Annotated in this window: 20 protein-coding genes and 1 tRNA gene; 9 read left to right on the top strand and 12 right to left on the bottom strand. The window is 63.7% G+C overall.

What is annotated here, in order from left to right:
* The first annotated feature begins 21 nt into the window (after positions 1-21).
* Positions 22-657, top strand: coding sequence for a PAS domain-containing protein (locus BHD06_RS09945; protein WP_080456839.1), 636 nt, complete (start codon positions 22-24; stop codon positions 655-657).
* A gap of 100 nt (positions 658-757) precedes the next feature.
* Here the strand turns inward: BHD06_RS09945 and BHD06_RS09940 are convergent, their stop codons facing one another.
* Positions 758-2,128: a class II 3-deoxy-7-phosphoheptulonate synthase gene (locus tag BHD06_RS09940; protein WP_080456838.1), complete on the bottom strand. Its 1,371-nt coding sequence runs from the start codon at positions 2,126-2,128 to the stop codon at positions 758-760.
* Between the two features lie 174 nt (positions 2,129-2,302).
* Between BHD06_RS09940 and BHD06_RS09935 the strand changes: the two genes are divergently transcribed.
* On the top strand, positions 2,303-3,304 hold the full coding sequence (locus tag BHD06_RS09935; RefSeq protein ID WP_080456837.1) for a GlxA family transcriptional regulator: 1,002 nt from the start codon (positions 2,303-2,305) through the stop codon (positions 3,302-3,304).
* A gap of 13 nt (positions 3,305-3,317) precedes the next feature.
* Here the strand turns inward: BHD06_RS09935 and hflX are convergent, their stop codons facing one another.
* The 4 genes from hflX to trkA all read right to left on the bottom strand — a co-directional run bounded on the left by hflX (position 3,318) and on the right by trkA (position 7,858).
* Positions 3,318-4,595 (bottom strand): GTPase HflX, encoded by a 1,278-nt coding sequence (gene hflX / locus BHD06_RS09930; RefSeq protein ID WP_080456836.1) that lies wholly within the window; start codon positions 4,593-4,595, stop codon positions 3,318-3,320.
* Positions 4,592-4,831: an RNA chaperone Hfq gene (gene hfq, locus BHD06_RS09925; RefSeq protein ID WP_008283145.1), complete on the bottom strand. Its 240-nt coding sequence runs from the start codon at positions 4,829-4,831 to the stop codon at positions 4,592-4,594. The genes hflX and hfq overlap by 4 nt, the downstream gene beginning before the upstream one ends.
* Before the next feature lie 119 nt (positions 4,832-4,950).
* The gene (locus BHD06_RS09920) at positions 4,951-6,474 is read right to left on the bottom strand and encodes a TrkH family potassium uptake protein (RefSeq protein ID WP_080456835.1); all 1,524 of its coding nucleotides are present in this window, start codon (positions 6,472-6,474) and stop codon (positions 4,951-4,953) included.
* A gap of 4 nt (positions 6,475-6,478) precedes the next feature.
* The gene (trkA, locus tag BHD06_RS09915) at positions 6,479-7,858 is read right to left on the bottom strand and encodes a Trk system potassium transporter TrkA (protein WP_080456834.1); all 1,380 of its coding nucleotides are present in this window, start codon (positions 7,856-7,858) and stop codon (positions 6,479-6,481) included.
* 32 nt (positions 7,859-7,890) lie between these two features.
* On the opposite strand from trkA, the gene BHD06_RS09910 reads away from it, so the two are divergent.
* The 3 genes from BHD06_RS09910 to BHD06_RS09900 all read left to right on the top strand — a co-directional run bounded on the left by BHD06_RS09910 (position 7,891) and on the right by BHD06_RS09900 (position 10,014).
* Positions 7,891-8,424, top strand: a complete 534-nt coding sequence (locus BHD06_RS09910) for a hypothetical protein (protein ID WP_080456833.1) — start codon at positions 7,891-7,893, stop codon at positions 8,422-8,424.
* Between the two features lie 210 nt (positions 8,425-8,634).
* Positions 8,635-9,546, top strand: coding sequence for a LysR family transcriptional regulator (locus BHD06_RS09905; protein WP_080456832.1), 912 nt, complete (start codon positions 8,635-8,637; stop codon positions 9,544-9,546).
* Between the two features lie 60 nt (positions 9,547-9,606).
* Positions 9,607-10,014 (top strand): hypothetical protein, encoded by a 408-nt coding sequence (locus BHD06_RS09900; protein WP_080456831.1) that lies wholly within the window; start codon positions 9,607-9,609, stop codon positions 10,012-10,014.
* A 76-nt stretch (positions 10,015-10,090) separates the two neighbouring features.
* Here the strand turns inward: BHD06_RS09900 and BHD06_RS09895 are convergent, their stop codons facing one another.
* From BHD06_RS09895 to dusB, 5 genes are all read right to left on the bottom strand, one after another.
* On the bottom strand, positions 10,091-11,503 hold the full coding sequence (locus BHD06_RS09895) for a sigma-54 dependent transcriptional regulator (protein WP_080456830.1): 1,413 nt from the start codon (positions 11,501-11,503) through the stop codon (positions 10,091-10,093).
* A gap of 7 nt (positions 11,504-11,510) precedes the next feature.
* Positions 11,511-13,763 (bottom strand): PAS domain-containing sensor histidine kinase, encoded by a 2,253-nt coding sequence (locus BHD06_RS09890; RefSeq protein ID WP_139784683.1) that lies wholly within the window; start codon positions 13,761-13,763, stop codon positions 11,511-11,513.
* 120 nt (positions 13,764-13,883) lie between these two features.
* Positions 13,884-15,245 (bottom strand): response regulator, encoded by a 1,362-nt coding sequence (locus BHD06_RS09885; RefSeq protein WP_080456828.1) that lies wholly within the window; start codon positions 15,243-15,245, stop codon positions 13,884-13,886.
* A gap of 3 nt (positions 15,246-15,248) precedes the next feature.
* Complete coding sequence (locus BHD06_RS09880) at positions 15,249-16,325, bottom strand: nitrogen regulation protein NR(II) (RefSeq protein ID WP_080456827.1); 1,077 nt, start codon at positions 16,323-16,325, stop codon at positions 15,249-15,251.
* Positions 16,322-17,317, bottom strand: a complete 996-nt coding sequence (gene dusB / locus BHD06_RS09875) for a tRNA dihydrouridine synthase DusB (RefSeq protein WP_080456826.1) — start codon at positions 17,315-17,317, stop codon at positions 16,322-16,324. The genes BHD06_RS09880 and dusB overlap by 4 nt, the downstream gene beginning before the upstream one ends.
* 161 nt (positions 17,318-17,478) lie before the next feature.
* Here dusB and BHD06_RS09870 point away from each other — a divergent pair, with 161 nt between their 5' ends.
* The 3 genes from BHD06_RS09870 to BHD06_RS09860 are packed head-to-tail and all read left to right on the top strand — an operon-like array spanning position 17,479 to position 19,582.
* Complete coding sequence (locus tag BHD06_RS09870; RefSeq protein WP_080456825.1) at positions 17,479-18,618, top strand: bifunctional 2-C-methyl-D-erythritol 4-phosphate cytidylyltransferase/2-C-methyl-D-erythritol 2,4-cyclodiphosphate synthase; 1,140 nt, start codon at positions 17,479-17,481, stop codon at positions 18,616-18,618.
* Complete coding sequence (locus tag BHD06_RS09865) at positions 18,609-19,106, top strand: phosphatidylglycerophosphatase A (protein WP_080456824.1); 498 nt, start codon at positions 18,609-18,611, stop codon at positions 19,104-19,106. Before BHD06_RS09870 ends, BHD06_RS09865 begins: the two co-directional genes overlap by 10 nt.
* On the top strand, positions 19,103-19,582 hold the full coding sequence (locus tag BHD06_RS09860; protein WP_080456823.1) for a CinA family protein: 480 nt from the start codon (positions 19,103-19,105) through the stop codon (positions 19,580-19,582). The genes BHD06_RS09865 and BHD06_RS09860 overlap by 4 nt, the downstream gene beginning before the upstream one ends.
* Before the next feature lie 6 nt (positions 19,583-19,588).
* Here BHD06_RS09860 and BHD06_RS09855 read toward each other — a convergent pair whose 3' ends face one another.
* On the bottom strand, positions 19,589-20,041 hold the full coding sequence (locus BHD06_RS09855) for a type II toxin-antitoxin system RatA family toxin (RefSeq protein ID WP_080456883.1): 453 nt from the start codon (positions 20,039-20,041) through the stop codon (positions 19,589-19,591).
* Between the two features lie 71 nt (positions 20,042-20,112).
* Here BHD06_RS09855 and hpt point away from each other — a divergent pair, with 71 nt between their 5' ends.
* A complete protein-coding gene (hpt, locus tag BHD06_RS09850; RefSeq protein ID WP_080456822.1) occupies positions 20,113-20,655 on the top strand; it encodes a hypoxanthine phosphoribosyltransferase in 543 nt (180 codons plus the stop codon).
* A 529-nt stretch (positions 20,656-21,184) separates the two neighbouring features.
* On the opposite strand, the gene BHD06_RS09840 is transcribed toward hpt, so the two are convergent.
* Positions 21,185-21,261, bottom strand: a tRNA-Arg gene (locus tag BHD06_RS09840).
* Between the last annotated feature and the right edge of the window lie 34 nt (positions 21,262-21,295).

Genomic DNA, 21,295 nt, shown 5'->3' with positions numbered 1-21,295 from the left:
GCGCAAGACGAGGGTGAGACCATGCAAGACGAGATGAAAACGGTTACCGGGAACACGCAGGAGGCCCGCACCGAAGCACATCTGCGCGCGCTCCACGCCTATTGGAGTGAGGCCCGGCGCGGCCATGATGTACCGAACCGCGCCGATATCGACCCGCGCCGCATCGAACCGCTCTTGTCCAATGCCTTCATCGCCGAACGCATCGCGCCCGGGGTGACCCGGCTGCGGGTCGCAGGGATGCATCTGAGCGAGATCATGGGCATGGAGGTGCGCGGCATGCCGCTGTCGTGCCTGATCTCGCCACCCGCCCGAGACGCCTTTGCACTGCATCTGGTCGATCTGTTCGACGGGCCCGCAACGCTGCGCATGGAGCTGCGCAGCAAAGGCGGTCTCGCACGATCCGACCTGCCCGCCACGCTGGTGATGCTGCCGCTACGCAGCGATCTTGGCGATGTGTCGCGCGCGCTCGGCTGTCTGGTGACGCGCGGCCCACTTGGCCGCACCCCCCGCCGGTTCGAGATCGCGGCCTGCCGTGTATCGCCGCTCGATGACAGCGCGGGAATGGGCAATCTGCGCATTCTCCCCGGCGGGCTCAGCGGTACGGATCGCGGGCGCAACAGCAATCGCAGTCGCGAATATCTCCAACTGGTAAAATAGGCCGCAGGGCCCTTGCACGGGCCTTCCACCGCGCTTTGCATAGCGCGGACCAAGCCGTTTGCAAACGGCTTGGCGCTTAGGTCGCGGGCGGCGCGGTCTGTCAGACCGCCTGCGCTTGCTTGCGGTCGTCGCGCAGCGCCTTGAGTTCCTCGGCCACAAGGAACGCAAGTTCCAGTGATTGCGAGGCGTTGAGGCGCGGATCGCAGGCAGTATGATAGCGGTCGCTGAGATTTTCGTCCGAAAGTGCCCGCATCCCGCCGGTGCATTCGGTGACGTCCTGGCCGGTCATCTCGAAATGCACCCCGCCCGGGATCGTGCCCTCTGCGCGGTGAATGCCAAAGAACTCCTGCACCTCGCGCAGCACCGCCTCGAACGGCCGGGTCTTGTAGCCGGTTGCCGATTTGATCGTGTTGCCATGCATCGGATCGCAGACCCAGAGCACCTTCGCGCCTTCTTCTTCGACCGTGCGGATGAGGCGCGGCAGGTTGTCCGCGACCTTGCCCGCGCCGAACCGCGCGATCAGCGTCAGCCGCCCCGCCTCGTTGCCCGGGTTGAGCGTCGCCAGCAGACGCTTGAGATCTTCCGAGGTCATCGTCGGCCCGCATTTCAGACCGATCGGGTTCTGTACCCCGCGCAGGAATTCGACATGTGCGCCGTCGGGCTGCCGGGTGCGGTCGCCGATCCACAGCATGTGTCCCGATCCTGCCAACCACTTGCCTGAGGTCGAATCAAGCCGCGTCAGCGCCTCCTCGTATTCCAGCAACAGGCTCTCGTGCGAGGTGTAGAAATCCACCGTCTGCAGCGTGTGCGCCTGCGCGCTGTCGATCCCCGCCGCCGTCATGAAGTCCAACGCATCGGCAATATGATTGGCCATTTCGCGGTATTTCGCGGCCTTCTCGCTCTCGGTGAATCCCAACGTCCACTGATGCACCTGGTGCATGTCGGCATAGCCGCCCTTGGAAAAGGCGCGCAGCAGGTTTAGCGTCGCCGCCGCCTGGGTGTAGGCCTGCAGCATCTTTTCCGGGTTCGGAATGCGGGCCTCTGGGGTGAAGGCCAGCTCGTTGATGATGTCGCCCCGGTAGCTGGGCAGTTCCAGCCCTTCGACCGTCTCGGTCGGCGCGCTGCGCGGTTTGGCGAACTGGCCTGCCATGCGCCCCACCTTCACCACCGGCACCTTGGCACCGTAGGTCAGCACCATCGCCATTTGCAGCATCACCTTGAACGTGTCGCGAATGGCATCGGCCGAGAACTGATCGAACGCCTCGGCACAATCGCCGCCCTGCAACAGGAACGCCTCACCGCGCGACGCCGCGCCAAGCTGCGTCTTGAGCCTGCGCGCCTCGCCCGCAAAGACCAGCGGCGGATACTGTGTCAGACGGGCCTCAACCGCCGCGATGGCGGCCGCATCGGTATAGTCCGGCATCTGCACCCGCGGCTTCGCGCGCCAGCCCGTTTTCTGCCAATCCGTCATTTTCAGTCTCCGCTTTCTCGAATGTCAGGCCCGGTCTATACTAAAGCCATGCCCAAGAGGCCATACAGGAGTTGTCAGGAATCGCCTGCGATCACAACCTCATGTCTTGTCAATCGCGACGGTTTCGTGACACAGGCGAAGGATGATCGGAATGTCCGGGGATTCGGAAGAGCTATGAAACCTGAGACCGCGAAAATCGATGTCGACGCGCCGAAAGCGCCCAAGCGCTTTATCTTCGTGCTGCTCGACAATTTCACCCTGCTGAGTTTCGCCTCGGCGGTGGAGTGCCTGCGCATCGCCAATCGCATGGCCGAGGCAGAGCTGTACAGCTGGGCGTTGACCGGGGATACCGACGAGATCATCACCTGTTCCAACGGCGTGCGGTTCCAGGTTGATTTCCCCCTGGCCGAGCTCAATCGCGACGATGTGGTAATCGTCTGCGGCGGGGTCGATATCCAGAAGGCCGCCACCAAGAAGATGCTCAACTGGCTGCGCCGCGAGGCGCGCCGGGGGCTGCGGATGGGCGGGCTCTGCACTGCGTCCTACGTGCTCGCCAAGGCGGGTCTGCTCGACGGCAAGCGCGCCACGATCCACTGGGAAAACCACGACGCCTTTCTCGAGGAATTCGACGAGGTGCAACTGACCAAGTCTGTTTTCGTGATCGACGGGAACCGGATGACCACGGCGGGCGGCACCTCCTCCATCGACCTGATGCTCAGCCTGATTGCCGACGATCACGGCGAGAAGCTGGCCAATGCGGTTGCCGATCAGCAGATTTATTCCTCGATCCGCACCGATCAGGACACACAACGCCTGAGCGTGCCAACCCGCATCGGCGTGCGCCACCCCAAGTTGAGCCAGGTCATCCAGATGATGGAGGCCAATATCGAAGACCCGATCAGCCCCTCGATCCTGGCGCGCGAAGTCGGCATGTCGACGCGACAGCTGGAACGCCTGTTTCGCCGCTACCTCAGTCGCAGCCCCAAGCGGTATTACATGGAACTGCGCCTGCAAAAGGCACGTAACTTGTTGATGCAGACCGACATGACGGTAATCAACGTGGCGCTTGCCTGCGGCTTTGCCTCGCCCTCGCATTTCTCGAAATGCTACCGCGCGCATTACAATACAACGCCCTACCGCGAACGCGGGGCGCATACCTCACGATTGTCGGTCTGACAACGCCTGGCCGTCACATCTCGTTGAACTGCGCCTGTTGCCGCGGCGACCAGCGCACGGTCAGATCGAAACCGTCCTCAGTCTGGCGCTCGTCCTCGACCAGATCCTTCTCGAAGAGCCAGGCCCGCTTGCGGCCTTCGTCAAAGCGCAGCTGAACCTCGCTCAGATGCCGCACTTCGGCGAGCGCGCGGGCGATCCCCTCGACCAGTTCGTCGATCCCCTGCCCGGTGATCGCCGAGAGCGCCTGCACCCCGTCCTGCCGACTCGCCTGTGTCGTCGCGGCGCCGCGCGCCTCATCGTCCAGCCTGTCGATCTTGTTCCAGACCTCGATCTGCGGCACGCTCTCCTTGACCCCCAGACTTTCGAGGATCGTCGCCACGTCGCGCGCCTGTGCCGTGCTTTCGGGATGCGAGATGTCGCGCACGTGGCAAATCAGGTCCGCCTCCAGTACCTCCTCCAGCGTGGCGCGGAACGCGGCGACCAGTTCGGTCGGCAGATCGCTGATGAAGCCCACGGTGTCCGACAGGATCACCTCGGGGCCGCCGCCGGGCAGTTGAATGCGCCGCATGGTCGGATCGAGCGTGGCGAAGAGCATGTCTTTGGCCATCACCTCGGCGCCAGTCAAGCGGTTGAAGAGCGTCGATTTTCCGGCGTTGGTATAGCCCACGAGTGCGACGATCGGGAACGGCACCTTGGCGCGCGCCGTGCGATGCAGGGTGCGGGTTCTGACGACCTTTTCCAGTTGTCGACGCAGGCGTACCAGCTGCTCGTCGATTGCGCGGCGGTCGGCCTCGATTTGCGTCTCGCCGGGGCCGCCGACAAAGCCCAGACCACCACGCTGGCGCTCAAGGTGGGTCCAGGCCCGCACCAGCCGGGTGCGCTGATAGCTGAGCGCCGCCATCTCAACCTGCAACACGCCTTCGCGGGTCGCCGCGCGATCGCTGAAGATCTCAAGGATCAGGCCGGTCCGGTCGAGGATCTTGACGTCCCAGTCCTTCTCCAGATTGCGTTGCTGCACCGGTGTCAGCGGGCCATCGACCAGCACCAGATCGGCCTCGGCGGCGGTTATCGCCTCTTTGAGTTCTTCGCGCTTGCCCTTGCCGAAGAGTCGCCCGGCATCGGGCTTGCGCAGTCGCACGGCCTGCGCGCCCACAACCTCCAGATCGGGCAGCGCATGGGCAAGCGAGACCGCCTCTTCAAGCGCGAGTTCAGGGTCGCGCGCGCTTCCGGCGGCGACAATCTCGGGGTGGATGACCCAGGCCCGGGTGATCGGGCGCGCATGTTCCTTCAATTGGCGTCGTCACCGTCATAGAGGTTCACGGGTTGCGACGGCATGATGGTGGATACGGCATGCTTGTAGACCAGTTGCGATTGCCCGTCACGGCGCAGCAGGATGCAGAAATTGTCGAACCAGGTAATCACACCTTGCAACTTGACCCCGTTGATCAGGAAGACCGTGACCGGGATCTTGGTCTTACGCACCTGATTGAGAAACGCATCTTGCAAATTTTGTCGATCAGAAGCCATTCAATATCCTGCCTTTTTTTCTTGCGCACGCCGCGTATCGACGTGTCTTACAACCCTGACACGCAGCCAAGTATGTCCTGCCCGCGTCAGAGTTTCCAGTCCAAAATTGCGTGCCCCTGTCAATCCCGCCAGACGCTCGGATTGAGCAGGGCTATCAGTGCCAGCGTCTCCAGTCGGCCCAGTGCCATGGCCGCCGCATAGACCAGTTTCGCCGCAGAACTCAATTCCACAAGGCGGATCGGGTTTTCGCTGGCCATCTCAATCAGCGGCCCGGTCGTGGATAACCCCGACAGCGCCAGAATGAGCGCCGATTCAAAGCTCTGTCCGACCAGTGCCAGCAAGGCCGTGAGCGCAGTCAGCGTCAGCGCGAAGAGCATGAAGAATATCCAGGCGATATAGGCGCCCTGCCGCCGGATGCGCCGCCCCGGCCCCGACGCACGCCCGACCGAGGACGGGTGGATCAGCCGGTCCACCTCGCGCTGCGCATGCAGGTAGAGCGCATAGACCCGCAAGAGCTTGACCCCGCCTGCGGTCGTGGCCACGCCGCCGCCCACCATGGCCAGCCCCATAAGGATCAGTCCGGGGGTCTTGAGCCCCGACCAGTCGCGCGCCGCCTGCCAGTCGGCGCTCTCGAATCCGGTGGTCGAGAGGAACGACATCACAGTGAAAACCGCCCCCCAGAGCGAGCGCAGAGCACCCTTCCAATCGGCAGGGTCAGAGACCTCGTAGGCCCCGATCCAGTGCCGCATGAACAGCAACAGCGGCACCACCGCCACCAGCGTCAGACCCAGCCGGAACTCCGGATCATTAAATAGCCCCTGCCGCACCGTAGGGACCGTGTCCGACGAAAAGGTGAGCCGCGACAACGAAAAGAACAGGAACAGGAAAATCGCGGCTTCGCCCGCAAATCCCGACATCCCGTTCTCCAGCCCGCCGATCGAGGAAATGCCGCTCGTCGCCAGTGTCGACATCGCATGCACCAAGGCCACGAAGGCGCGTTCTCCGCCGGCCATCAGGATGATCCAGAGCGCGGCGGTCAACCCCACATAGACCGGCGCGAGCAATGCTGTCGTCTGCGCCAACCGCCGCTCGGTACTGGCCCGCTCGAACCGGCCCAGAAGCGCGTCATCTTGCCCCGGCTCGGCGCGCACCGTCACCTCGAAGCCACCAAGGCTCATCGGCGCGAGCACCGCCGAGGCGGACACCCAGATCAGCAACCCCCCGGCCCAGCCGACCAGCGCGCGCCACAGGTGCAGGCTGTCCATGATCCGCCCCGGTTGATCGAACAGGCTCGCCCCGGTGGTGGTGAAACTCGACACCATCTCGAAATAGGCATTGAGGAACGTGGTCGTCTCCAGCCCCTCGTAGAACGGCAGCGCCAGATAGACCGGCAGGATCAGATAGGCCAAAAGCAGCGAGCCGAGATTGCGCGCATCGCTCATCTGGCGCGCACCGCCGCCGCCCGATATGGCCAGCCCGATCACCACGATCAGCGCGAGCCCCAGCAGCCCCGAATAGCCAAAAGCGCGCGCCACGCTGGTGTCGTCGCGCATCAGCGCGTCGATCATCGGCAGGAACATCATCAGCGCCGCGAGGCCTGCGAGAATGAGAATCAGGGGAAAGCTCAGGAGACGCGCGGTCATCGGATCAGAAATAGTCGATCGAGACCTGTAGCAGCTTCTCGACCGCCGCCACATCCGCCGCCAGCGCGAAGATCACCACCGAATCCCCCGCCTCGATCCTGAGCCCGCCGCGCGGCTTGTGTATCTTGTCGCCCTTCCTGACCCCGCCGATCAGCACGCCTTCGGGAAAGTCGATGTCGCGCAGCGCCGCACCGGCGATAGAGGAGGTCGACATCACCTCGGCCTCGATCACCTCGGCCTCGGCATCACCGATCGAATAGACGCCGCGCACCCGCCCGTGCCGGATATGGCGCAGGATCGAACTGACGGTGGTGGCACGCGGGTTGATATAGGCGTCGATCCCCAGGGGATCGAGCAGCGGCACCATCGTGGGATCGTTGATCAGCGAGATCGCGAAGGGGCAGCCCTCGGACTTGGCGCGAACCGCCGCGAGCATGTTGGTCTTGTCGTCATCGGTCACCGCCAGCACCGCGTCGGCCCGCGAGATCCCGGCCTCAGACAGCAGCGCCGCGTTGAGCCCGTCACCGTTGAGAACGATGGTCCGCTCCAGCGCATCCGCCGCGCGTTCGGCACAGGCGCGGTTCTTTTCGATCACCTTGGCGCGAATCCGCCCGCCGGTCCGGGTCTCCAGCGCCTGCGCCACCGCAAGGCCGATATTGCCACCGCCGATGATCACCACGCGTTCCTGTTTCTTCTGCGACTTGCCAAAGACTTCAAGCGTGCGCGGCACGTCCTCGACAGGGGCGAAGAGATAGCACTCGTCGCCCTCAAACAGCTGATCGCCCGACTCGGGCGCAAAAAGCCGCCCCTCGCGGCGCACCGCCAGTACCACCACCCGCAGCGTCGAGAACAGATCGCTCAACTGCCGGAGCGGCGTGTTGAGCACCGGGCAATCCTCTTCCAGCCGGATCCCCATGAGCTGCGCGGTGTCGTCCATGAAGGTCACGGTGTCAAAGGCGGCAGGTGCCGCGAGCCGCTGCAACGCGGCCTGCGCGACCTCGCGCTCGGGGCTGATCACCACGTCGATGGGCATGTGATCGCGGCGGTAGAGGTCGGAATAGATCGCGTCGAGATAGGACTGGCTGCGCAGCCGGGCAATCTTGCGCCGGATATCGAAAACCGAATGCGCCACCTGACAGGTCACCATGTTGACCTCGTCGGAATAGGTGGCGGCTATGATCATGTCAGCATCGCGCGCGCCCGCCCGGTCCAGCACATCCGGATAAGAGGCAAAGCCGGTCAGCCCCTGCACGTCGAGCGTATCGGTGGCCCGTCGCACCAGATCGGGATTGTTGTCCACGACCGTGACATCGTTGCGCTCGCCCGACAGGTGCCGCGCGATCTGCCAGCCCACCTGGCCGGCACCGCAGATGATGACCTTCATCTCTCTCGCCTCATCCTGTCTGAACAAGTTGCATGACAGAAGGGTCAGGGGCGGTCAATTGCTTTGTACCCGGCACCGGACGCAGTTACGATGCGCGCATGATCCGCCTTGTACGCTCTCTCGCCCTGCCCCTCGCCCTGATCGCCTGCGCGCCGCCCGCGCTCTATCACAAGCCCGGCGCCGTGCCTGCGCAGATCGAGTCGAACCTGACCGACTGCCAGGTGGCAGCCCTCGAACGTGTGCCGCGCGACATCCGGACCCGTTACATTCCGCCGCAATACGCACCCTATACCTATTGCGACGGTCACGGCTATTGCTACACGCGCACCCGCCTGGTGCGCGCGGGTTATACCGAGAGTTATGATGCCAATGACGGTCTGCGTGCGCGGGTCGTTGATCAGTGCATGGCACAGGCGGGCTATCGCCCCGTTGCGCTGCCGCAATGCGACCCCGACCGCGTGCGCGCCGCCGAAGTGGCGGCCGAAGCCCCGCAGCCGCGCCTCGACAAAACAAGCTGCACGGTCCGCCTGCCGTCGGGCGCATGGCGCATCGTGACGCCGGGCTAACCCCGCCGGCGGCGCAATTTTTCCCGTATCTGTCGTTGCGCCGCTAGCGTTCTTCGCGCTTTGCATGTATCACAAAATCGTGAAAATTTGAACCGAACCCTACTGAAACGACATGGCGGGTATGCGCGGTTCGCGCTTGTTCTTACCGGCATACTCATCATATGCGCAGCTTTCGCAACCAATCCTTAAGCCGAAGAGGTGCCTCCTGAATTGCCCAACTCGTCCTCCGCCCCATCCTTCGCGCGCATCTATGACGACCTGCGCGTCGTTCTGACCGTTCAGCGCTGCGGCTCCATGACCAGCGCCGCGAGCGAGATCGGCACCACCACCTCCACCGTCTCTCGGCAGATCGCCCGGTTGCGCGATACGCTCGGGATCTACCCGTTCGTGAAATCCGAGGGCGAGTGGCGGCTGAACCCGGCACTCTCGGATCTCGTCGCCACGTTCGAACAGGCCGACGGCATGCTCGAGTCCGAACTGGCCCGGCTCCAGGAGTACCAGCCGACGACGCGCCGCGATGTCAAGATCGGTGCACCTCCTACGGTGCTGTCGCATATCCTCGCCCCCGGGATGCGCGACTTCGTGAGCAAGAATGCCGGTATACGCCCGGTCCTCGATAGCCGCATCCACGAGAGCGGGCTCGGTTCAACGGATATCAGCGTGGTTTTCCACCCGCCCGAGTCGGGTCGCGTCCGGGTCAAGCGCTGCGGGGTGCTGCATTTCTCGATTTTCGCGCCCGAAGGGTGGCGTGAGGGCGATGGCTGGGTCAGCCTCGGAGAGCGGATCGCAGGCCCCTATATTGAGGCCCGGCGGCATTTCTTCACATCCGATCCGACTGTGCTGGTCGACAGCTTTCCGCAAGCGGTGCGCATGATGCGCGAGCTGGGCCTGGCCGGGGCGCTGCCCGTCATTCTGGCGGCGGACACCCCCGAATTCCGGCCCCTCGGGCCGCGCGATCTCGATATCAGACGGGATCTCTACGTGATCCACCACGAAAGCCGCAGCACCGACCCCGACATCCGCGCCACCGTCGATTGGGTCAGCGCGCAACTTGTCGAGGCGAAAATCCGCACGCGCGCCTTGCAGGATACGCAACAACGCCTTTGCGGGAGCATGTATTGATATACTATCCTTTTGGTTGCACTGTTGCAGAAAAGAAAACAATACAGGCAAGCAATCAATATGGACCACGTATCTCAGGTGGCCGGCCTCGTGAGTCGGCTTTACCTCGCATTTTTCTTCGCCCTGCACGCGGCCTACCATGCCGCCCCACAAGCCATTCAGCCGTTCACGCAGCATGCCGACCTTACCGGCGCACCCTTGCTGGATGCGGCCATCGTGGCGCTTCTGAGCCTGATCGCGATCTGGCTGGTGCTTGGGCTGCGCAGCCGTGTCGTGGCCGTTCTGGGCTTCGTTATCTGCAGCGCGGCGCTTTTGTTGCAGGGCGGCTCGTGGACCCATACGCCCGTCATCGAATTCTGGTCCTGGGACCGGATGATCGCAATCGGTGCGGTGCTGATCCTAAGCATCACCGGCGGCGGAATGTACCGTCTGCATGCCGGCGGATGGCGTCTGAAAGATTGCCTGTAATCCGCGCATTACCCATCGCGAGCGGCGCACGCGCCGCCCGGTCCTTCAAGAGTTACCTGCCAGCGACCACCACTCGCTAACTGGCCGCGCGCGCGGCGTCGTCTTCGTCGTCCTCGCGCGCGGCACCTTTCGTGCCGGTCATCACGCCAAGCGACTTGAGCTTGCGGTGCAGCGCGCTCCTTTCCATGCCGACGAATTCCGCCGTGCGGCTGATATTGCCGCCGAAACGGTTGATCTGCGTCATCAGGTATTCCCGCTCGAACGCCTCGCGCGCCTCGCGCAGGGGCATCGTCGCCACAGTGCCCGACAGCACCACGCGCCCTTTCTCGGCGGGTGCGCTGGTCTCGCCCGGCAACTCGGCCACGCCGATCGGCCCGCCCGCCTCGCCCAGGATCAGCACGCGCTCGATCACGTTGCGCAATTGCCGCACGTTGCCGGGCCAGTGCATGGTCTGCAAGAGCGCCGCCGCCTCCTCGCTCATCTCGCGCAGGGGCAGGCCTTGCGTCTTGTGCAGCATCTCGATGAAATGTGTGGCCAACGCCGGGATATCCTCGCGCCGTTCCTCCAGGCTCGGTACGCTGATCGGCACCACGTTCAGCCGGTGATAGAGTTCACGGCGAAACCGGTCGGCGGCAATTTCGGCCTCCAGGTCGCGGCTGGTCGACGAAATCACCCGCAGATCGACCTTGATCTTTTCACTGCCCCCGACCCGCAAAAAGGTCTGATCGATTAGCACCCGCAGGATCTTGGATTGCGTGCCGGCGGGCATGTCTGCGACCTCGTCGAAATAGATGACCCCGCCGTTGGCCTCCTCCAACAGGCCCGGCGTCACCCCCGCCTCGGTGCTCTCGCGACCAAAGAGCACCTCTTCCATCCGGTCCGCCGCGATAGACGCACAGCCCACGGTGACGAACGGTCCCTTGGCCCGCATCGATTGCGCATGGATATAGCGCGCCGCCAGTTCCTTGCCCGATCCGGCAGGCCCTGCGAGCATCACCCGGCCGTTCGACTTGGTGACCTTGTCGAGTTGGCTCAGCAGGTTGCGAAAGGCGGGCGCGTCGCCCAGCATTTCCGACGGCGCGGTCTCGCGCCGCTTCAGCGCCTGGTTCTCGCGCCGCAACCGACTGGTTTCCATGCCGCGCCGGATCACCACCATCAGCTGGTCGATGTTGAACGGCTTTTCGATAAAATCATACGCGCCCTGCTTGATCGCCGCGACCGCGATTTCGATATTGCCATGGCCCGAGATGATAACCACCGGCACATCGGGGTAGTCGCGCTTCACGGTCTTGAGGATGTCGATGCCGTCCATCTGGCTATCCTTGAGCCAGATATCGAGGATCAGAAGGCCGGGCTGTTCGGCGGCAATCGCCGCCATCGCCTCGTCGGAATTGCCCGCTCGGCGGGTGCTATAGCCTTCGTCCTCCAAAATATCCGAGATCAGTTCACGGATATCGCGTTCGTCATCGACAATCAGAATGTCACTCATTGGTCCCTCACCCGGCCGTCCTGGCCTTTACAGTCTCATCTCGTGCCGCCAGCAGCGGCAGGCGCACCACCGCACGGGCCCCGGCATGCGCGCCCGGCGTGAACGGCATTGCATCTTCGAGCGTGAGCGTGCCGCCATGCTCCTCAATGATCTTCTTGACAATGGGCAGGCCGAGGCCGGTACCCTTGTCCCGTGTCGTCACATAGGGTTCGAACAGCCGCGCGCGATCCGCAGGCAGGCCGATACCGTTGTCGGAAATGCGGATCACCGCCTGCCCCGCCTCCTCACCGCTCTCGATGCGGATCATCGGCTGATGCCCCTCCGGCGCGCCCTTCTCAATCAGGCTCTCAATCGCTTCGCCCGCGTTCTTGATCAGGTTGGTCAGCGCCTGCCCGACCATCGCCGGGTCAATCTCTGCGGTCAGGGCTGCGTCGCTCAGGTCAAGCACGAACCGCACCTCGGGTTGGCCGTTTTCCTGCAACAGCGCCGATTCGCGCAGCACCTGGCTCAGACTCAGCGGTTCGGTCTGGGGCTCTGGCATACGCGCGAATTTGGAGAATTCATCGACGATCCGGCGCAGGTCATTCGTCTGGCGCACCACCACGTCGGTCAATTGCTCCAGGCTCTCGGCCTGATCCGGTTCCAGCTGCCGGGCGAACTTGCGCTTGATGCGCTCGGCGCTCAGTTGAATCGGCGTCAGCGGGTTCTTGATTTCATGCGCGATGCGTCGCGCCACGTCGCCCCATGCGGCCATGCGCTGCGCCGTCACCAGATCGGTCACGTCATCAAAGGCCACCACATAGCCCTCGCGCCGCCCGCCCTCGCCCATACGGGTGGACATGCGCACCAGCAGGTTTTCCTGCCGCGCGCCACGGCTGACCTTTATCTCTTCCTGCACGAAACCGCTCGGAACCGTGCGCAGCCGGTCAAACAGCGGGCCGAACTCGGGCACCGCCACCGAAAGCACCGTCGATTGCTGATCCTCCTGCCAGTCGAGCAGCCGTTCGGCCGCACGATTGACGAAGGTCACGCGCCCCTTGGCATCAAGCCCCACAACTCCTGACGAGACCGAGCCCAGCACAGAATCGAACAGGCGGCGGCGGCGCTCGATCTGTTGGGTATTGGCCAGCAGGCGTTCGCGCTGGCCCTTCAGCTGCCGGGTCATCTGGTTGAAATAGGTGCTGAGCTGCGCAATCTCGTCATCGCCGTCCTCCTCGCGCACCTGTGTGTCGAGATCACCCTCACCCACACGCTGCGCGGCCGAGGTGAGCCGCCCGACGGGGAGCGACAGACGCTCGGCGAACCACATGCCCAGCCAGATCGCCGCCAGAATCAGGATCACCGCAAAGCCAAGATACAGCAGCCCGAACTCGAACAGCAGCCGACCGCGCTCGCTCTCGCGTTGCTTGTAGAAACGCGCGGTTTCCTGCGTGTCGTCGAGCAGGTTTAGGATCGCGCCATCGACATTGCGGCTGACATAGAGCAACCGGTCGGGAAAGGCGTCGAGCGGCATCAGCGCGCGGAACTCGTTATTGTCCCAGTCCCGGATCACGGTGACACCTTCGTCGCGCGCCTGCGTGATCTGCTCGGGCGTCGGTGCCTCGTAATCGAAGAGGTATGAGCGCTCGCCGCGCGCCCGGATTTCGCCGGTCCCGTCGATCACGAACGCCTCGCGCAGCCCGCGCTGAATCTCGCGCTGCCCCGAGGACAGGACCTGTCTGATATCGCCATCGCTCATGAAGATCGCCGCGCGCTTGGTGGCATTGATCACCCGTGCCAGCACCCGTGCATCGGTCTCCAGATCGCGGCGATGCTCATCCTCATAGGCTTGGGCGGCCGCGACAGAGCTGTCGACCACGCGCCCCACCCGGTCGGAAAACCACGCCTCCAGCCCCATATTGACCGACAGCGTGGCAAAAACCGCAACCGTGATCGTCGGCAACAGCGCCATGAGCGCAAACACGCCGGTCAGCCGCAAATGCAGCCTTGAGCCCGCCGAGCGCGACCGGCGCGCCGCGATCATCCGCGCCACCCGCTGCAGCACCAGCCCGGCGACCATGAGCACATAGACCATGTCTGCCAAAAGCACGAGCCGCAGCCCGTTCGACGATGTCCCCTGATCCAGCGGACCAAGCAGCAGATAGGTGGCAAAGGCCAGAACGGGGCCAAGGATCACAAGGCCCAACGTAGCCCAGTTCTGCAACTGCCGCAGCCGTCTCAGGTGGGTGATCCCCTCCCATGACAGGCGCCTGCCGCGCATTCTGCGTGTCCGCGTTGCCACGCATGCCCCCCATCGCCTTGTGGGGCGGCCACGCCTGCCCCGCAACATCTGGACCTAATAGGCGCGAAGCACCTCTCAGGTCACAGTTCTGTTGCAGTTTTACATCAACTTGCGGCGGCGTGTCACGTGAATATCCAGATCGGTGATCTTCTTGCGCAGCGTATTGCGGTTGATGCCAAGCAGATCGGCGCATTTCATCTGATTACCGCCGGTGGCATCAAGTGCGATTTCGATCAGCGGCGTCTCCACTTCACGAAGGATGCGACCATAAAGCCCGGGCGGCGGCAGGTCCGCACCGTGCAGGTCGAAATAGCGTTGCAGATGTCCCGCCACCGAGGCCGACAGGCTCTCGCCCCGCCCCGCGCGCATCACCGGCTCGGCGCGCGGCTGATTGCCCAGCACCGCCTCCACCTCCGAGCGGGTGATCTCCTGCGCCAATGCAGTGAGGCCGATCCGGCGCACCGCGTTTTCCAGCTGCCGCACGTTGCCCGGCCAGCTATAGGCGCGCATCAACTCCACCGCGCCGTCCGACAGGTGTCGCGCAGGCTGTCCCTCGCGCTCGTCCCGGGCTAGGAAATGCGCAGCCAGCAAGGGAATATCCTCGATCCGCTCCCGCAAGGACGGCACATCGACCACCGCCCCGCTCAGCCGGTAATAGAGATCCTCGCGCAGCGTGCCATCCTCCAGCGCCTGTGCCGGGGGCACGCGGCTGGTGGCCATGAAGCGTGGTACGTGATCGCCCGGCGCGTCCATCATCCGCACCACACGGCCCTGCGCCTCGAGCGGCAGATCGCTCACCTCATCAAGCACCAGCGTGCCACCCTTGACCCGCGCCATCACCCGCGACGGGCCATTGAGCTCGCTCAGATCGCTCGCCGTCACCGTCACGAAAGGCAGCGTGCGCCGGTCCGAAAAATCATGCAGCGCCTTGGCAATAAGTGACTTGCCGGTGCCCGACTCGCCACAGACCATCACCGGCAGATCGCTATGCATGACCCGCGCCACCACGCGGTAAAGGGTTTGCATCGCAGGCGTGCGCCCGATCAGCGGCAATTCCTCGGGCCGGTCCTCTTCGGGGGCGGCCACGCTGCGCCGGGCCCGCGCCTCGAGCGCCCGCGCGGTGCGCTTCATCAGGTCGGGCAGATCGAACGGTTTGGGCAGGTAATCATAGGCCTCGGCCTCGGCGGCCTTGATCGCCGTCATGATCGTGTTCTGCGCCGAGATCACGATCACCGGCAGGCCGGGCCGGTCCTGCGCGATCTTGGGCAGCATCTCCAACCCATTGCCATCCGGCATCACCACGTCAGAGATCACCACATCGCCCTTGCCCTCGCCCACCCACCGCATCAGCGTGGTCAGGCTCGAGGTGGCATGCACCCGGCACCCTGCCCGCGTCAGCGCCTGCGTCAGAACCGTCCTGATCGTGCGGTCGTCGTCAGCGACCAATATCGTGCCGTCCATGTTCTAGCCTCCCTGGCCTGTCGTCGTCTGCGCGCGTTGCAATGAGATGCGGAACACCGTGCGCCCGGGAACCGAGCTTACCGAGATCCAGCCGTCGTGATCCGAGATGATCTTGGCCGCGAGCGCGAGGCCAAGGCCCGTGCCGTTCTCGCGGCCCGACACGAATGGATCGAACACCTCTTCGGCGATCTCCGGCGGCAGCCCCGGCCCATCGTCGATGATCTCGATCTGAAGCGGCAGCGCCTTGCCCTTGCCTTCACCTCGTCGCACCCGCAGCGATTGTTCGTAATAGCTGTGCAGCCGGATCGTGCCGGGCTGTCCCTGTGCCGCCTCCGCCGCGTTCTTCAGCAGGTTCAGCACCACCTGCAACAGCTGATCCGCATCGCCAAGCGCCAGCGGCAGCGACGGGTCGTAATCCTCGATCATCGTCATATGCGCGGCAAAGCCCAGCATCGCCGAGCGCCGCGCCCGATCCAGCACGTCATGCAGGTTGACCGGTTTCAGATCCGGCGCGCTGATATTGCCGAATTGCTCGACCCGCTCCAGCAGACCCACGATGCGGCGGCTCTCACTGACGATCAAGTCGGTCAGCTCCAGATCCTCCTGCCCCAGCGTCATCGACAGAAGCTGCGCCGCACCCGTGATTCCCGCCAGCGGGTTCTTGATCTCATGCGCCAGCATCTCGGCCATGCCGATCGCCGATTTCGCCGCCGATTTCACGTTGCTGTTCTGCACCATGCGCCCGGCCAGCTCTCGCGGGCTGATCAGCATGATCATATGACCGGGCCTGCCCGCCAACGGGGCCACCTGAAGGTTGCACTGCATTGGCGCGCGTTCACCAGTGCCCACATCCACGTCATTGACGAAAAGCGGTGCATTGTTTTCGCGGGCCCGTTCGAAGGCATCCTCCAGCGGCGCGTTGACCGCCAGCCTGTCCCAGAGCGGCTGACCGGTCAGCGCGCGCTCGGAACTCATCAAGAACCCTTCGGCGGCAGGATTGATCCGCGTGATGCGATCCTCTGCGTCGATCACCAGCGCGGGCACCGGCAGCGAGGTCCAGATCCCCTCTTCGGTGCTCATGCCGCACGCCTCTCGCGGACACAGTCCTGCATGGCATCGGGCAAGAGGTGCAAAACCTCTTCAGGCCCTGCCGTCAGCACCCGGCGGCGCAGATCGGCCCCTGTCCCGGCGTGATCCATGTACCAGCCCAGATGCTTGCGCGCGACGCGCCCGCCCAGAGCGCGGCCGTAAAAGCCCAGAATCGCCTCGTAATGCCCTGCCACCAGGTCGGCCAACGCTGCCCCCTGCGGCACCTCGGGCGCGGGCGTGCCATATAGCGCCGCCGCCACCTGCGCCAGCAGCCAGGGCCGCCCTTGCGCACCCCGCCCGATCATCACGCCATCGGCACCGGATTGTTCCAGCGCGCGCCGCGCGCTTGGTGCGTCGATAATGTCGCCATTGGCCAGCACCGGCATGCGCACCGCCGCCTTGACCGCGCGGATGGCCGCCCAATCGGCGCGCCCCTTATAGAACTGACAGCGCGTGCGCCCGTGAATGGTGATCATCTGCACGCCCGCCGCCTCGGCGCGGCGTGCAATCTCGGACGCGTTCAGGCAATCATCATCCCAACCCAGCCTCGTCTTGAGGGTCACCGGCACGCTGACGGCACCGACCACCGCCTCGATCAGCCTCAGCGCGTGATCCGGTGTGCGCATCAGGGCCGAGCCCGACGCCCCTGCCCCGCTCGCGCTCGTTACCTTCTTGGCGGGGCAACCCATGTTGATGTCGATGACCTGCGCACCGCGATCCGCGACCATGCGTGCGGCCTCCGCGATCCAATAAGTGTCACAGCCGGCAAGCTGCACCACCGTGTTTTCCACCCCGAGCCCCAACTCGGCCTTCTCGCGCACACCGGGCTTGGCCTGCACCATTTCCTGGCTCGCGACCATTTCGCTCACCACCAGCCCCGCGCCAAAGCGCGAGACCAGCGAACGAAACGGCAGGTCGGTGATTCCCGCCATCGGGGCGAGAGCCACAGGCGGGGTGAATCCCATATCGGCAAGTGACAGCATGTGTGTGCCTAATCCTTGTGCAACATCGCCGTTGTAGCCCTGACATGGGCGCAAGACAACGCTGCAAGGGATGTTTCCTTGGGTGTGACAGCTTTACTGCCTATTAATTAGGCACATGCTCAGCCATTGCGCTCCTCTCGGACGCGCCGTAATCAAGGGGCATGACAAGCGCTGCTCTCATCGTCGCCGCAGGTCGCGGCACCCGTGCTGGCGGGGACCTGCCAAAGCAATGGCAGCCGCTGGCCGGTCGCCGCGTGATCGACTGGACGCTTGATGCCTTTCTCGCAGTCTCAGAGATAACCCGGATTACCGTCGTTCTGCACCCCGAAGATATGGATCGGCTCGCCTCGCATCCACGGATCAATGTCACGGCAGGTGGGGCGACGCGCGCGATCTCCGTGCGCAACGGGCTAGAGAGCATGGCGGACGACCCGCCCGATCACGTCCTGATCCACGATGTTGCGCGCTGCTGCATCACGCCCGAACTGATCACCGCCGTGCTCAATACGCTGCACATCGGGGCAGTTGCCGCCGCCCCGGCCCTGCCCGTCACCGATGCGCTCTGGATCGGGGCTGAGGGCCGTGTCGTCGCCACCCGCGACCGCATCGGTCTTTATCGCGCGCAGACACCACAGGGCTTTGAATTTTCCACCATACTCGCCGCTCACCGCGCCCATGCGGGGGATGCGGCCGACGATGTCGCCGTCGCGCGCGCTGCGGGCATCGCGGTGGCCATCGTCGAGGGACATGAGGACAACCTCAAGATCACCCACCCACAGGACTTTGCCCGCGCCACAAAAATACTGGAACATCAGATGGATATACGCATTGGCACCGGGTATGATGTGCACCGTTTCGGCCCCGGCGATCACTGCATGCTCTGCGGCGTCGCGGTGCCGCATGACCGCAGCCTTCAAGGCCATTCGGATGCAGATGTCGGCATGCACGCGCTCACCGACGCGATTTACGGGGCCTTGGCCGAGGGCGATATCGGGCGGCATTTCCCACCCTCCGATCCGCAATGGAAAGGCGCCGAAAGCCATATCTTCCTGCGGCACGCGGCTGACTTGGCTACGCATAAAGGGTTTGCGATCAATAATATAGACGTCACTCTTGTCTGCGAACGCCCGAAAGTCGGGCCGCACGCGCGAGCGATGCAAGAGGCGCTGAGCACGATCACCGGTGTCGTCCCCGACCGGATCTCGGTCAAAGCCACTACGTCCGAGCGGCTCGGCTTTACCGGGCGCGAGGAAGGCATCGCCGCGCAGGCCGCTGTAACATTGGTGAAGACATGCGCGTAACCCATTTGATTGCCACGTTTTTTCATGTCGGCCACCTGCGCCCCGCGTCCGGCACATGGGGTTCACTCGCAGCCTTGCCCTGCGCCTGGGCACTGCATGTTGCGGGCGGCCCGCTCCTGCTTGGATTTGGCGTAATTGCGGCATTCACATTAGGAACGTGGGCTACAGCGCAAGAAACAAAGGGTAAAGACGATCACGACCCATCCGAGATTGTGATCGACGAGGTGGCCGGTCAATGGCTCGCCTTCCTGCCGGTTTCTATCGGGGCGGCACATGCCGGGGTAGCGCTGACCGCGCTTTGGCCCGGCTGGATCACGGCGTTTCTCGCCTTTCGCCTGTTCGACATCTGGAAACCCGGCCCCATTGGCTGGGCCGACCGCCGCGGCGACGCGCTCGGCGTGATGCTTGACGATATCCTCGCCGGGCTCGCGGCCGCGCTCTGCGTTATGGCAGGCGCGGCGTTTTCGCACGGGGTGCTGGGACTATGAAGATTGCCGAAATCCTCGATGCGGCCCGCGCACAAGGGGTGATGATCGCCACTGCCGAAAGCTGCACCGGGGGCATGGTCGCGGTTGCGCTCACCGACATTCCCGGCTCCAGCGCGGTGGTTGAATGTGGCTTCGTAACCTATTCAAATCAGGCGAAAATCGAGATGCTAGGCGTGTCGCCCGAGACGCTTGCCACCTTTGGCGCCGTCTCCGAAGAGGTCGCCCGGGAAATGGCCCAGGGGGCGCTGCGCCACAGCCACGCCGATCTCACCGTTTCGATCACCGGAATCGCCGGGCCCGGCGGGTCAGAGCACAAGCCCGAGGGCCGGGTCTGTTTCGGCCTTGCGCGGGCCGGGCACGCCACCTTGGCGGAAACGCGGGACTTCGGCGCAAAGGGCCGCGACGCGGTGCGCCGCCTATCTCGCGACCATGCGCTTGAATTGTTGAAAAACGCTCTGGATCAATCTGTTACCTGACAATTCTCAGGTGTCACCATACAGCGTATCGGCCCGCTCCTCGAAGGCCCGCACGACCCGTTTCATGGCCTCATAAAAGAACAGTTCCGCCGCCGATTGCAGCAGCCGGTTCTTGAAGGCGAAATCGACATCGAAATTCACCTCACATCCACCATCCACATCGCGAAATCCCCAATTGGAGCGCATGTGTTTGAAAGGACCGTCGAGATACTCCGTCTCGATCCGCCTGTCTTCGGGCCAGAGCATCACCCGGCTTCCGAACCGCTCGCGAAAGACCTTGAAACTTATGACCAAATCGGCTTCCATCAGGTCCGATCCATCGGCCTGCGGCGTTACCTTGCGCACCCGCGCCGCCGCTGTCCAGGGCAGGAATTGCGGGTAGCTCGCCACGTCCGCCACCAGCGCATACATCTGGTCAGCCGAATAGCTTAGGGTTCGGGTCTCGGAATGTGATGGCATGGTGGCCCCGGTTTGCACGTGACAGTGGCGCGCTTTTTCATAGACTGGGGCGAAAAGTGCAAGGGGAACACATGCCACATCGCGCCTATGTCATCGACAAACTGATTTCAGCCAAGAGCATCGCCGCCCGGATCGAGGCCCTCTCGCACGAGATCGAGGCCGAGTTTTCCGGCACCAGCAAGCTGGTCGTCGTCGGCCTCCTGCGTGGCTCCTTCATCTTCATCGCCGATCTTGTGCGAGAGTTGGACCTGCCCGTCGAAGTCGATTTCGTCGAAACCTCGTCTTACGGAAATGCGATGGAAAGCAGTCGGGAAGTACGTATTCTCAAAGACTTGCGCGGCGATATTGAAGGTCGTGACGTGCTTGTGGTCGAAGATATCGTCGATACCGGGCACACTCTGGCCCATGTTCTGCACCTGCTCGAGAGCCGCCGCCCGGCGCGGCTACGCACCATCGCGCTGCTCGACAAACCCTCGCGCCGCGAGGCCGATATCCGTGCCGATTGGACCGGATTCGAGATCCCCGATGAATTCGTGGTCGGCTATGGCATCGACTATGCGCAACGCAACCGTAACCTGCCTTATATCGGTACGGTGAGGTTCATTGATCCATGAATATCTTCTGGTTCCTGCGAATGGCGAGATGGGCCCGCAACCCGCCGGGACCACGACAGGTGAGGCTTGTTCTGATCGTGATCGCCATCACCCTCGTGGTTGTCGGAATCGAATACTTTTTCGGCTGGCCTGACGCCCTGAGCGTCGAGCCGCGCAACCGCCGCATTCTTCCCTGACGGTGCAGCGCCGGGGCGCCTCATCCGATGCCGCCACAGTCACCCGACGGCGACTTCTGACCCCATCGGCACTTGAGACAGGCAAGTTTCTGTGACCGTTTTTGCCGAATGGAACCGCCTCATTGTGAGGCGGTTTTTTCTTTCTGGGAGATATCGCTTCATCTCTGAGCTTCACTGCTAGCAGGCCAACCCGGCGCAGCTGAAACATCACACCGATCGAAAAGATTCTTCCATCAAAACCTTACCACCCGACATGCGCCGGAAAGCGTAGTTCGTAAAATTGTCTAACACCTACATCCAGTTAGACAAAATTTCCGCAACCACCTGGTTCTCATGACGAAATTTTTGGGTGGTGGCGGACCGAGGAGGATTCGAACCCCCGACCCCTTGATTCGTAGTCAAGTACTCTATCCAGCTGAGCTATCGGTCCGTCGAGGGCAGCAATTAGACTCTGCGGCCCGGCA

Origin of the sequence: Roseovarius sp. A-2 (genome assembly GCF_002072155.1) — a bacterium.
In the GTDB taxonomy this organism is placed as follows: Bacteria; Pseudomonadota; Alphaproteobacteria; order Rhodobacterales; family Rhodobacteraceae; genus Roseovarius.
The sequence above is the reverse complement of the archived record's forward strand: the minus strand, read 5'-3'. Positions and strand labels throughout refer to the sequence as shown.

Bases quoted from the DNA above. Each gene is read 5' to 3' on its own strand.
- BHD06_RS09945 (WP_080456839.1), top strand. From the start codon at position 22: ATGCAAGACGAGATGAAAACGGTTACCGGGAACACGCAGGAGGCCCGC.
- BHD06_RS09940 (WP_080456838.1), bottom strand. From the start codon at position 2,128: ATGACGGATTGGCAGAAAACGGGCTGGCGCGCGAAGCCGCGGGTGCAG.
- BHD06_RS09935 (WP_080456837.1), top strand. From the start codon at position 2,303: ATGAAACCTGAGACCGCGAAAATCGATGTCGACGCGCCGAAAGCGCCC.
- hfq (WP_008283145.1), bottom strand. From the start codon at position 4,831: ATGGCTTCTGATCGACAAAATTTGCAAGATGCGTTTCTCAATCAGGTG.
- BHD06_RS09920 (WP_080456835.1), bottom strand. From the start codon at position 6,474: ATGACCGCGCGTCTCCTGAGCTTTCCCCTGATTCTCATTCTCGCAGGC.
- trkA (WP_080456834.1), bottom strand. From the start codon at position 7,858: ATGAAGGTCATCATCTGCGGTGCCGGCCAGGTGGGCTGGCAGATCGCG.
- BHD06_RS09910 (WP_080456833.1), top strand. From the start codon at position 7,891: ATGACAGAAGGGTCAGGGGCGGTCAATTGCTTTGTACCCGGCACCGGA.
- BHD06_RS09900 (WP_080456831.1), top strand. From the start codon at position 9,607: ATGGACCACGTATCTCAGGTGGCCGGCCTCGTGAGTCGGCTTTACCTC.
- BHD06_RS09895 (WP_080456830.1), bottom strand. From the start codon at position 11,503: ATGAGTGACATTCTGATTGTCGATGACGAACGCGATATCCGTGAACTG.
- BHD06_RS09890 (WP_139784683.1), bottom strand. From the start codon at position 13,763: ATGCGCGGCAGGCGCCTGTCATGGGAGGGGATCACCCACCTGAGACGG.
- BHD06_RS09885 (WP_080456828.1), bottom strand. From the start codon at position 15,245: ATGGACGGCACGATATTGGTCGCTGACGACGACCGCACGATCAGGACG.
- BHD06_RS09880 (WP_080456827.1), bottom strand. From the start codon at position 16,325: ATGAGCACCGAAGAGGGGATCTGGACCTCGCTGCCGGTGCCCGCGCTG.
- dusB (WP_080456826.1), bottom strand. From the start codon at position 17,317: ATGCTGTCACTTGCCGATATGGGATTCACCCCGCCTGTGGCTCTCGCC.
- BHD06_RS09870 (WP_080456825.1), top strand. From the start codon at position 17,479: ATGACAAGCGCTGCTCTCATCGTCGCCGCAGGTCGCGGCACCCGTGCT.
- BHD06_RS09865 (WP_080456824.1), top strand. From the start codon at position 18,609: ATGCGCGTAACCCATTTGATTGCCACGTTTTTTCATGTCGGCCACCTG.
- BHD06_RS09860 (WP_080456823.1), top strand. From the start codon at position 19,103: ATGAAGATTGCCGAAATCCTCGATGCGGCCCGCGCACAAGGGGTGATG.
- BHD06_RS09855 (WP_080456883.1), bottom strand. From the start codon at position 20,041: ATGCCATCACATTCCGAGACCCGAACCCTAAGCTATTCGGCTGACCAG.
- hpt (WP_080456822.1), top strand. From the start codon at position 20,113: ATGCCACATCGCGCCTATGTCATCGACAAACTGATTTCAGCCAAGAGC.